This window comes from Mesorhizobium sp. BR1-1-15, from assembly GCF_020165475.1.
Lineage (GTDB): Bacteria > Pseudomonadota > Alphaproteobacteria > Rhizobiales > Rhizobiaceae > Mesorhizobium.
Genome location: NZ_JAIUIF010000014.1, coordinates 46,512 through 58,451 on the forward strand (window position 1 = coordinate 46,512; position 11,940 = coordinate 58,451).

General features: G+C 64.3%; 9 protein-coding genes. 1 reads left to right on the top strand and 8 read right to left on the bottom strand.

The window, feature by feature from the left end:
• The first annotated feature begins 50 nt into the window (after positions 1 to 50).
• The gene (locus tag LB541_RS21745) at positions 51 to 1,895 is read left to right on the top strand and encodes an aminopeptidase P family protein (RefSeq protein ID WP_224619564.1); all 1,845 of its coding nucleotides are present in this window, start codon (positions 51 to 53) and stop codon (positions 1,893 to 1,895) included.
• Positions 1,896 to 1,941: 46 nt separating this feature from the next.
• Here the strand turns inward: LB541_RS21745 and LB541_RS21750 are convergent, their stop codons facing one another.
• The 8 genes from LB541_RS21750 to ftsZ form a co-directional block, all read right to left on the bottom strand.
• Entirely contained in the window at positions 1,942 to 2,238 is a 297-nt protein-coding gene (locus LB541_RS21750) for an AzlD family protein (protein ID WP_140516579.1), read from the bottom strand.
• Complete coding sequence (locus tag LB541_RS21755; RefSeq protein WP_140516581.1) at positions 2,235 to 2,963, bottom strand: AzlC family ABC transporter permease; 729 nt, start codon at positions 2,961 to 2,963, stop codon at positions 2,235 to 2,237. The genes LB541_RS21750 and LB541_RS21755 overlap by 4 nt, the downstream gene beginning before the upstream one ends.
• Positions 2,964 to 3,067: 104 nt before the next feature.
• Entirely contained in the window at positions 3,068 to 3,760 is a 693-nt protein-coding gene (locus tag LB541_RS21760; RefSeq protein ID WP_224619600.1) for a DUF2461 domain-containing protein, read from the bottom strand.
• Positions 3,760 to 5,964, bottom strand: coding sequence for an NAD-dependent DNA ligase LigA (gene ligA / locus LB541_RS21765; RefSeq protein WP_224619566.1), 2,205 nt, complete (start codon positions 5,962 to 5,964; stop codon positions 3,760 to 3,762). Before ligA ends, LB541_RS21760 begins: the two co-directional genes overlap by 1 nt.
• Positions 5,965 to 6,175: 211 nt before the next feature.
• On the bottom strand, positions 6,176 to 7,849 hold the full coding sequence (recN, locus tag LB541_RS21770) for a DNA repair protein RecN (protein ID WP_224619568.1): 1,674 nt from the start codon (positions 7,847 to 7,849) through the stop codon (positions 6,176 to 6,178).
• Between the two features lie 13 nt (positions 7,850 to 7,862).
• Entirely contained in the window at positions 7,863 to 8,732 is an 870-nt protein-coding gene (locus LB541_RS21775; RefSeq protein WP_224619571.1) for an outer membrane protein assembly factor BamD, read from the bottom strand.
• Between the two features lie 262 nt (positions 8,733 to 8,994).
• The gene (lpxC, locus tag LB541_RS21780) at positions 8,995 to 9,945 is read right to left on the bottom strand and encodes a UDP-3-O-acyl-N-acetylglucosamine deacetylase (RefSeq protein ID WP_140495231.1); all 951 of its coding nucleotides are present in this window, start codon (positions 9,943 to 9,945) and stop codon (positions 8,995 to 8,997) included.
• A gap of 283 nt (positions 9,946 to 10,228) precedes the next feature.
• A complete protein-coding gene (gene ftsZ, locus LB541_RS21785; RefSeq protein WP_140672397.1) occupies positions 10,229 to 11,911 on the bottom strand; it encodes a cell division protein FtsZ in 1,683 nt (560 codons plus the stop codon).
• Positions 11,912 to 11,940 lie beyond the last annotated feature (29 nt).

The window sequence follows — 11,940 nt, forward strand, 5'->3', positions numbered from 1 at the left end:
TTTCCAGCTCCATGCGCTACGGTCGGGCACTATCCGAGGGAGACGCCACCATGTTCCAGACCTTTGATTCCGCTGGCAATCCGGCCGTCGGCAGACCGCGCGTGGCGCTGCTGCGCCAATGGCTGGCGGAAAACGGCCTGGATGGATTTGTCGTTCCCCGCGCCGACGAGCATCAGGGCGAATATGTCGCCGACCGCTCGGCGCGGCTAAAATGGCTGACCGGCTTCAGCGGCTCCGCCGGCGTTGCCATCATCCTGCGCGACCGCGCCTTCATCTTCGTCGACGGACGCTACACGCTGCAGGTGCGCGGCGAGGTTGATCTCGGTATCTTCTCGATCGAGAGCCTGGTCGACAATCCGCCTGCAAATTGGCTCAAGGATAACCTCGGCAAGGGCGCGCGGCTCGGCTTCGACCCCTGGCTGCACACGATCGGCGAGGTCAAGGCGCTGCGGGCCTCGGCCGAAAAGACCGGCGCCGTGCTGGTGCCGCTCGAGGCGAACCCGATCGACATAATCTGGAAGGATCAGCCGGATGCACCGGTCGCTCCTGTCGAACTCCATCCCATCGGTTTTGCCGGCGAGCTCGCCAAGGACAAGCTGGCGCGGCTGGCGGCGGCGATCGGCCAGGAGGGCGCCACCCATGCGGTGCTGACGGATCCCTCCTCGATTGCCTGGGCCTTCAACATCCGTGGCGGCGACGTACCGCACACGCCGCTGGCGCTCGGCTTCGCTGTCCTCGCTGCCGACGGACGGCACCGGCTATTCATGGACAGCCGAAAATTCTCGCGCCAGGTTGCGGCGTATCTCACCCAGCTTGCCGAGCCCCATGAGCCCGGTGAATTCGAGGCCGCGGTCGTGGCGCTGGCCAAGAGCGGCGCGAAAATCGCGCTAGACCCCGTTTTGGCCGCCTACAGGCTGCGCATGCTGGTCGAGGACAATGGCGGCGAGGTGATTGCCGCTCCCGACCCGGCCCGCATCCCGCGCGCCACCAAGAACCAGGCCGAGATCAACGGCTCGCGCGCCGCGCATCGGCGCGATGGCGCGGCGGTGGCGAAGCTTTTGTGCTGGCTCGACCGCCAGAAGCCCGGCTCGCTCGACGAGATCGCGGTCGTCACCCGGCTGGAAGAGACGCGCCGGCAGACCGGCGAGGAAACGCAAATGCCGCTGCGCGACGTCTCCTTCGACACCATTTCGGGCGCCGGCCCGAATGGCGCCATCATGCACTACCGCGTCTCACGCGCCACCAGCCGCAAGCTCCAGGCCGGCGAGCTGTTCCTGCTCGATTCCGGCGCCCAATATCAGGACGGCACCACCGACATCACCCGCACCGTGCCGATCGGCCAGCCGACCGAGGAAATGCGCGAACGCTTCACGCTCGTGCTGAAAGGCATGATCGGCATTTCCACGCTGCGTTTCCCCGCCGGCACGCGCGGCTCGGAAATCGACGCCGTCGCCCGCATGGCGCTGTGGAAGCACGGCTGCGACTTCGCCCACGGTACCGGCCATGGCGTCGGCTCTTATCTGGCGGTGCACGAAGGCCCGCAACGCATCGCCCGCACGGGCACCGAAAAGCTGCTCGAAGGCATGATGCTGTCCAACGAGCCGGGCTATTACAAGGAAGGTTCTTACGGCATCCGCATCGAGAACCTCATCCTGGTGACGCCGGCCGAGCAGATCGACGGCGGCGACATCGCCATGCACGGTTTCGAGACGCTGACCCTGGCGCCGATCGATGTCAGGCTGGTGCGCTCGGATTTGTTGACCCGCGACGAGCTGCATTGGCTCGACACCTACCACGCCCGCGTGCTGGCCGAGATCGGCCCGATGCTCGACGGCGAGACGCTGGCCTGGCTGGAAAAGGCAACGGCGCCCTTACCGCATGACGCTAAGATTTGAGTGCGTCTAAGGTGGCGCCAGCGTTCGAACGATCGCGCCCGGAACTCTATCCCACGAACTGCCGCGCGAGGATCAGCATCGCCGCACCAGCCAAAAACATAGCCATCAGCCCGCCGCGCAGCGAAACCACAGCGGTGACAACCAATGCCGCCCATTCCGCCGGTCCGGCATTCAACAGTTCCGGCGCCACCAATGTCGTCAGCACCGCCGCCGGCACCGCGTTCAGGCCGGCCTCGACGCGCGGATGGATGTTGTCGAAGCGCGAGATGACCAGATGCCCGCCGATCCGCGTAAGATATGTGGCGATTGAGCCGGCGATGATGATCCAGAACGTCGTGCTCATGGCCGTGCCTTCACGCCTGAGTGGTGGGGCGGCAGGATGACGGCCAGCAGCACGCCAGCGATGGCGCCGATCGAGACGTGCCAGGGTGAACCTACCGTCTTGTAGGCGACGATCGAGGCGCAAGCACTGGCGACGACCACCGGCAGCCACAACGGCCGCTTGCGGAAGCCCATCACCAGGCCAAGGAAATAGATCGGTAGCAGGAAATCGATGCCCAGCGCATGCGTGTCGGGGATAAGCTTGCCGAACACCGCGCCGAGCGCGCTTTCGATCACCCAGAATACATAGACTGGCAGGCCGAGCCCGAGATACCAGGCGAAGCCGACCGTCTCGCCGGACTGCGCCCTCGCCTCGGCGACGGCGAATTGCGGATCGGTGAGGATGAAGAAGCCGAGCGCTTGGCTGACCACGGGCCAGTGCGCTATGCGCCGGCCGATACCGGCGGAATAGAGCACATGGCGAAAATTGACGGCGAAGATCGACAGCACGATCAGCCACGGCGCGACATGCTGGCCGAACAGCTCGATGCCGACCATCTGGCTGGCGCCGCCGAAGATCAGCGCACTCATCAGGAAGGCTTCGAACACCGAGAAGCCATTGTCGACGGCCAGCGCCCCGAACAGCACCGCGAACGGCGCCGACGCCACAACGACGGGCATGGAAAGCCGCACGCCTTGCCAGAAATCGCTCTTTGCGCCGTGCCCGGAGATTGCGTCCGACACCATGGATAACTCCCAGGAGAATGGCCTGATCTAGGTAGCGTGGTCCGCCTTGTCACACGAATTCGGTTGAGCCCAACAATCAGCGGAAATGATTGCCAGGACCAATCCTAGCCCTGCGCCACCTTGCCCTCTATGGCCCTGCCCCAGTCGAGCAGCGGCTTGGCGCACATGGTGAAATCGACCAGCTCGTCGACCAGCGCCGCCGTGTGGATCCCCGCCGGATCGATGACATGCTGGACGTAGAAATGACGGTTGCGGATGGCCTCGGCCAGATCGGAATCACCGACATGCTCGAAGCCCCGCGGCGTGCGCTTCATGCGGCCCTCCGTCTCGAATTCCAGACCGTTCTTCTTCAAGGCGGCCACCAGCGCGCGGAACCTGTCGGGCCTTGCCGCGATGGCCTTGCGCATGGCGAGCAACAGTTCCGGGGCGGGCTGCCACCAGGCAATGTCGGCGAAGCAGCGTTCCAGCCCGACGTGGACATAGAACACGCCCTGCTCCATCTTGGTGCTGTCGGGCGACAGGATCGCCGACAGATGCCGGTTGTAAGGCCGCTTGTCCTTGGCGAAGCGCACGTCCCGGTTGATCCGGAACAGTGATTTCTTGCGGTCGCCCTTGAGGCCGAGCCCGGCCTCGCCGAAACGGCGTGTGAGCGTCTCCACCAGATCGCCCAGCGGATCGCGCAATTCCTGTTCGAACAGGTCGCGATTCTCTACGAACCACTCGCGACTCTGGTGGAAATCAAGTGCCTTCAGGAACGGAATAGCCTTCTGGCCGAACCCCTTGAATTCGCCTGACATCATGCCTTGCCGATCCGCTGCAGCCACGCGTCCTCGTCTATGACCTCGATGCCGAGTTCACTGGCAAGCTTGAGTTTCGAGCCCGCGCCGGGCCCCGCCACTACCAGATCGGTCTTGGTCGAAACCGAGCCCGCCACCTTGGCGCCCAGCCGTTCGGCCATCGCCTTGGCTTCGGAACGCGTCATCTTTTCCAGCGAGCCCGTGAACACGACGGTCTTGCCGGCGACCACGCTGTCGGCCGAGACGGTAACGACATACGGCTTCGGCCTGACCTGTTTAAGCAACGCCTCAAGCACGTCGTCATTGCGCTCATTGCCGAAGAAATCGGCAAGCGCGTTGATCACCGTGTCGCCGATGCCGTTGATCGACGGGAAGACACTATGCGGATCGTCAGCCGCCGCGGTCTCCTTGCCGACGCGGATCAGTTCCTCGATTGTCGAAAACGTCCGGGCAAGCACGGCCGCCGTCGTTTCGCCGATATGGCGGATCCCAAGCGCAAAGATGAAGCGGTCGAGTTCGGGTTCGCGGCGCGAATCGATCGCCGCAAAGAGCTTGTCCAACCCTTCATAGTTGCGGTCCTCGACGCTGCGCACGTTCTTGCGCGTCTTGCCCGACGCCGCCTCGCGCTGCCTCGCCTGCTCCTCGCGCCGCTCGGCCAGCGCCTTGGTGACGGCGGAACGCCGATCCCTGAGCGTGAAGATGTCGGCGGCCGTCTTGACCAGCCCCGCATTGAAGAACAGGTCGATGTTTTCCGCGCCTAGTCCCTCGATATCCATGGCCCCGCGCGACACGAAGTGGCGCAGCCCTTCCACGGTTTGCGCGGGGCAGATCAATTCGCCCGTGCAACGCCTGCGGGAATCCTCCTTGCCGGTCTTCTCGTTGATTTCGCGCGTCGCCGGCGAGCCGCAGATCGGGCAAGTATGTGGGAATTCGTAAGGCACGGCATCCGGCGGACGCTTGTCGAGGACGACACTAACGATCTGCGGGATGACATCCCCTGCCCGCTGGATCACCACAGTGTCGCCGATGCGCACGTCGATGCCGTCGCGGATCGGCTGGCCGTTGCTGTCGAAACCCTTGATATAGTCTTCGTTGTGCAGCGTGACGTTCTCGACCACGACGCCCCCGACTGTCACTGGCGCAAGCCTCGCCACCGGCGCCAGCGTGCCGGTGCGCCCGACCTGGATGTCGATCTTCTGCACGGTCGTCATCGCTTGTTCGGCCGGAAATTTGTGCGCGATGGCCCAGCGCGGTTCGCCGGTGACAAAGCCCCACCGGCGCTGTAACTCCAACTGGTCGACCTTGTAGACGACGCCGTCGATGTCGTAGCCCAAGGAAGAACGCTGTTCCTCGATGCGGTGATAATGCGCGATCAGTTCGCCGACCGACATCGCCCGCACCATCAGCGGGCTGACTTTGAAGCCCCATTCCGCGAATTTCTGCACCGAATCGTATTGTGTTGGAGCGGGGTCGGCTGTCGTGTAGCCCCAGGCATAGGCAAAGAATTTGAGGTTCCGGCTGGCGGTGACCGATGGATCCTTCTGGCGCAGCGACCCAGCCGCCGTATTGCGCGGATTGACATAGTCCTGGCCGCCGGCGGCCGCTGAGCGCTGCTTCAGCGCCTCGAATTCGGCATAGGTCATGTAGACCTCGCCGCGTATCTCGATGATTTCGGGCCAGCCCGAGCCTTTCAGCCTGCCGGGAATATCGGCGATGGTTCTCAGATTGGCGGTGATGTCTTCGCCGACAGCGCCATCCCCGCGCGTTGCGCCCTGCACGAACACGCCGCTCTCGTAACGCAGCGAGGCCGACAGGCCGTCGATCTTCGGTTCGGCCGTGAAGGCGATGTCGAGATCCTTGTCGCGGTCAAAGAAGCGGCGGCCGCGTTCGATGAAATCGGCGACGTCCTCGTCGGTATAGGCCTTGGCGAGGCTGAGCATGGGCACGGCATGGCGCACCTTGGCAAAGCCTTCCGCCGGCGCGGCACCGACCCTGCGCGATGGCGAATCCTCGCGCACCAGGGCGGGAAAGCGCTGCTCGATGGCGAAGTTGCGCCGGGTCAGCGCATCATAGGCGGCGTCGGTGATAACAGGCGCGTCCTCGGTATGGTAGCGGCGGTCGTGCTCCGCGATTTCCTGCGCCAGGCGCTTCAGCTCCGCTTCGGCTTCGCTCTCACTGAGTGAATCGACTGGTCTTTCAGACATCGCACGGCTTCCCTGACCAATGCACGCCGCCCCAAATATGGTGCGATTTTGGGGCAACGACATGCGCAAAACAATAACCAAGGCGCGGCGCACTTTGGTTGGGCGCCACTATAAATCAGGATTTGGCAGGAGGGAGCCGGCCTGCGAAAAAATCATTCCTGAACAGCAGGATGCAGCCATATCCTGACTCGCCTTCACGGGAAACGAGCTTTCAGGCAGCCGCCGTATTCTCCCGCAGCAATCTCTCGGCGGCCGCGCGCGCTTCGTCGGTGATGGTGGCGCCGGCCAGCATGCGCGCGATCTCTTCCTGGCGCGCCGCCCGGTCCATTTCGGCGATACCGGTCGCGACCTTGTCGGTGCTGCCGGACTTGGAGATCAGGAAGTGCGTCGCCGCGCGGGCCGCCACCTGCGGCGCATGGGTGACCGAGAGCACCTGCACGCGCCTGGACAATCTTGCCAGCCGCTGGCCGATGGCATCCGCGACGGCGCCGCCCACCCCTGTGTCGATTTCATCGAAGACCAGCGTTGGCGCCGAGCCCCGGTCGGCCAGCGCCACCTTCAGCGCCAGTAGGAAGCGCGAAAGCTCGCCGCCGGAAGCAACTTTCATCATCGGCCCGGGTCGCGTGCCGGGATTGGTGCGCACCCAGAACTCGATCTGGTCGATGCCCTCTTCCATGCGGCTCTCGGCCTCGCTCTTCATCTCGACGATGAAGGCGGCGCGTTCGAGCTTCAGCGCCGGCAGTTCGGCCATCACGGCCTTGGTCAGGCCGACCGCCGCGGCATGGCGAAGCGAGGACAACTGCGCGGCAGCGATGTCATAGGCTTCGCGCGCTGCGGCCGCCTGCTTTTCCAGCCCATGAAGGCGCTCCTCGCCGGCATCGAGATCGGCAAGATCGGCAACCATCGTGTCGCGCAATTGCGCCAAATCATCGACGGCAACGCTGTGCTTGCGCGCTGCCGCGCGCAGCGAAAACAATCGCTCTTCCGCCTTTTCCAGCCGCTGTGGATCATATTCGGTGGCGCGCAAAGCCGCCTCGACACCCGACTGCGCCGCGTCGAGCGACAGCATCGCCTCATCCAGCGACTTGACCACTTCGTCGAGCAGCCCGGGGGCCTCGCCGGCCTTGCGCTGCAACCGCCTGAGCAGGCTGGCCAGTTGCGGCAAGGGCGAGGATGGACCCGAAAGCACGTCCTGCGCGTCGTGGATTTCGGAGGCGATCTTCTCGGCCCGCATCATGTGGGCGCGCAAGTCGGCAAGCTCAGTCTCCTCACCCGGCTGCGGATCGAGCTTGGTCAGCTCCGTGACCGCTGCGCGCAGGTAGTCCGCTTCGCGCGCCGCCGCCGCCACCTTGGCACGATGGCGCGAGAGCTCCTGCTCGCAGGCGCGCCAGTGCCGCCAGGCCTCGGCCGTCGACCGGACGACGCCGAGATGGCCGCCGAAGGCGTCGAGCACGTCGCGATGCGCGCCGGGATCGACAAGGGCGCGTTCGTCATGCTGGCCGTGGATCTCGACCAGCGCGCGGCCGACGTCGCGCATCAGCGTCACGCTGGACGGCTGATCGTTGACGAAGACGCGAGTGCGGCCGTCCGCCGTCTGCAAGCGGCGCAGGATGATGTCGCCGTCGTCCTCGATGGCATTCTCGGCAAGCAGCGCGCGCACCGGATGGTTGCGCGGCACGTCGAACACGGCAATCACCTGGCCCTGTGCCGCGCCGTGGCGCACCAGGGAAGCGTCACCGCGAGCCCCAAGCGCCAACGACAGGGCGTCGAGCAGGATGGATTTTCCGGCGCCGGTCTCGCCCGTCAGCACCGAGAGACCGGGCTGGAAGTCGATATCCAGCTTCTCGATCAGGACGATATCGCGGATCGACAGCCTGGAAAGCATCGTTACGCCTGCATCAGGCGCCGGTGATCAGTTTCCCGGCCTTGGATATCCACGAGCCGGCATTCTCGCGCGGCGCAAGCCCGTTGCTCTGCAGGAGCTTGTAGGAATCCTTGTACCATGGGCTGTCGGGATAATTGGTGCCGAGAACGGCGGCGGCGGTCTGCGCCTCCGAAGTCAGGCCCATCGCATAATAGCTCTCGGTCAGGCGCGCCAGCGCCTCCTCGACGTGGCGGGTGTTGGAATAATTCTCGACCACATTGCGGAAACGCTTGACCGCGGCGATGTATTCGCGACGTTCGAGATAATAGCGGCCGATCTGCATCTCCTTGCCGGCGAGCTGGTCGTTGGCGAAGCGGATCTTTTCCTTGGCGTCATCGACATATTCTGAATTAGGCCAGCGCGTCACGAGATCCTGCATGGTCTGCACGGTCTGGCGCGCTTCCTTCTGATCCTGCGTCACGTCCTTGATCTGGCGGTAGTAGCTAAGGCCGATGATGTACTGCGCATAAGCCGCGTCATCCGTTGACGGATACAGCGTCAGATAACGCTTGGCCGACGAGATCGCTTCGTCGTAGCTGCCCTTGCGATAGTCGGCGAACGCGCCCATCACCATCGATTTGCGGGCCCACTCCGAATAAGGATGCTGGCGGTCGACCGCGTCGAACTTCTTGCTCGCCTCGTCGAGGCGTCCGGCATTCAGATTGGCGAGCCCTTGGTTGTAGAGAACGTCGGCCGGTTCGGTCTGGTCGACATAGGTCGACAGGTCGATATCTTTTTCCGACGACATGCAAGCAGACAGCAAGAGCGATGGAGCAACCACCGAAAGCGCCAGGAAAACGGACCGCTGCGGCGCTTTCAATTGACCGACTCGCTTGAAGAACATGATTGGATTGCGCCCTTTCGGCGTTATTTCAGTGCCTGTTGCATATCGTTTCCCCAAAACTGGTCCCCACTTCCAGGCGACATGCACTATCGACGGCAGCAGCCATAAACCATAACCGCCTTGCCCGGCAACGCTATGTCTAGGCAATCGAACATTTTTGTGGCGGCCGGGCCGCGCCGGAGCATCCCTGCGATTTCGCCGGCAAATGATGCATTCATGCAACACCAGCGAGCTGCGATGGCATCCGGAAAGTGGCGGCGACTCAGATCATCCAGGGCGCATAGAGAGGCGCGTTGACGGCGCTCATCTCGGCCGCACGGCCGCGCTCGCGGCGGGTCGTTTCGACGATCTCGAACGCGGTACGGTCCGACAGCACGCGCCGCAAGGCGGCCGCATTCAGCCTATGGCCGCCACGATAGGAGCGGAAGCAGCCGATGAAGCGGGCCCCAGCCAGTGCCAGGTCGCCCATGGCGTCCAGCGTCTTATGGCGTACGAACTCGTTGGGGTAGCGCAAGCCGCCCATGTTGATGACGCGGTTGTCGTCACCGATGACCAGCGAATTCTCAAGCGAGGATCCCAGCGCATAGCCGGCGGCCCACAGCCGCTCGACGTCCTTCATGAAGCCGAAGGTGCGGGCGCGCGCGATGTCGCGGCGGAAAATGTCCGCATTGATGTCGGACGCGAACAGCTGCCGGCCGATCGCCGGGCTTTCGAAATCGATCTCGACCTCGAAGCGAGTGCCGTCATAGGGCCTGAACTCAGCCCAGGAGGCGCCGTTCTCGATGCGGACCGGCTTGACGATCCGGATGTAGCGCCGCTTGACCGACAGCGTTTCGATGCCGGCCTGGTCTATGGCCTCGACGAACGCCATGGCGCTGCCGTCGAGGATAGGGACCTCATGGCCGTCGATCTCGATGATGACATTGTCGATGCCGAGCCCGAACAGCGCCGCCATGATGTGCTCGACCGTGGCGATGTGCTCGCCAGAGGGATCACCGAGCATGGTGCACAGGTCGGTTGCGCCGATCTCGGAAAACAGGGCGCGGAACTCGCGACCTTGCCCGTTCTCACTAAAAAGCTGGAAAACAATGCCGGTGTCGGCATCCGCCGGGAGAAAGCTGATGGAAACTTCCTTGCCGCTGTGAACGCCGGTGCCCGTAAGCGACGCGCGCGTCTTCACTGTCGTCTGATAGTCGTGCAAGACAATCCCCATAAGCCCAAAATGCCTAGGTCCGCTTCTCCAGCCCGAGGGGCGCGGCTCTCTTGTAAAAATCGGCTGGCCAGGTCACTTCCCCCGAAATCCCGGCAAACCGACGACGGTAGGCAGCGAAGATAATGTCCCGTCAGGGATAGTCCAAATCACGGTTTCTTACTCTTTGTAACCGCAACCGACATATGGATAGCCTCTTAAGTGCTTGAATTTGCATTCTTTTAAACGTTAACAGGCAAGCAATTCCTTGCTTGCCTGTTAACAATTGTTACAGCCCGTTAACCGCTCAGTTGGCCTGGCGACGCAGGAACGCCGGAATTTCCAGCTGGTCGTCCTCCTGAGTCGCCCTGGCCTGCGGCGTCAGGCGGCCTTGGTCGTCGAGCTGGCCGCGACGAGGCGCGTAGAGCTGCGCGTCCTGGCTTGCCAGACGGCGCACTTCCGGTGCGGCCTGACGCAGCTTGGGCTCGCGCGGCTGCGCCGGCTGCAGGCGTGCAGGCTCTTCCTCGCGGCGCGTCAGGCCGTTGGTCAGACGCTTCAAGAGCCCCATCGGTCCGCTGTTCTCATGGTCGGCCGGGCGGCTCTTGGCGTCGACCTCGGCCTTCACGACAGGCGGAAAGTCCTCGACGCGCGGCATGCGCTGGGGAGCCATCGCGACCGGCTGCTGGACTTCGCGCAGGATCTCGCGCGGCTGAGGCGCCGGCTGCATCTGCTGGACCACGGGCTGCACCATCGGTTGCGGCTGCGCCGGCGGAGCCTGGAAGATCTTGCTCTGCGGACGGAAATCATCCGCATGGGCAACCGGCGCCGGACGGGCTTGCGCCATCGCCGCGGCGTTTGCTTCGGCCAGTTGGATCGCTTCCGCGACCGGATCGGCGGCGCGCGGCTCGTACGCAGCCTGCTGGACCGGCGCGGGGCGGCTTTCCGCCGCGGCAACGGCCGGGCGGGCGGCCGGCTTCTGCGGCGCGGTGCGGATCGAGATCGGCGCGGCGGCGATTTCGGCCGCCGACTTGTCGATGCCGGTGGCGACAACCGAGACGCGGATGACGCCTTCGAGCTCCTCGTCGAAAGTGGCGCCGAGGATGATGTTGGCGTCCTGGTCGACCTCCTCGCGGATGCGGGTCGCCGCTTCGTCGACTTCGAACAGCGTCAGGTCGCGGCCGCCGGTGATCGAGATCAGCAGGCCCTTGGCGCCCTTCATCGAGGTCTCGTCGAGCAGCGGGTTGGCGATCGCGGCTTCCGCGGCCGCCATCGCGCGGCCCTCGCCCGATGCCTCGCCGGTGCCCATCATCGCCTTGCCCATCTCGCGCATCACCGAACGAACGTCGGCGAAGTCGAGATTGATCAGGCCTTCCTTGACCATCAGGTCGGTGATGCAGGCTACACCCGAATAGAGCACCTGGTCAGCCATGGCGAACGCGTCGGCGAAGGTGGTCTTGTCATTGGCCAGCCGGAACAGGTTCTGGTTAGGGATGACGATCAGCGTGTCGACGCATTTCTGCAATTCCTCGATGCCGAAATCCGCCGTCTTCATGCGGCGCTGGCCTTCGAAATGGAACGGCTTGGTGACGACGCCGACAGTGAGGATGCCCTTCTCGCGGGCGGCGCGCGCCACGACCGGCGCCGCTCCCGTGCCCGTGCCGCCGCCCATGCCCGCGGTGACGAAGCACATATGGGTGTTGGACAGGTGATCGATGATCTCGTCGATGCATTCTTCCGCCGCCGCGCGGCCGACTTCCGGCTGCGATCCGGCGCCGAGCCCCTCGGTGACATGCGCGCCGAGCTGGATCAGCCGGTCGGCTTTCGACATGGTCAGCGCCTGCGCGTCGGTGTTGGCGACAACGAACTCGACGCCGCGCAGACCGGCGGTGATCATGTTGTTGACGGCGTTGCCGCCGCCGCCGCCGACGCCGAACACGGTGATGCGTGGCTTAAGCTCGGTGATGTCCGGCTTTTGCAGATTGATGGTCATTGTCTCCGTCCTTTGCCTTTCCTGCCGCT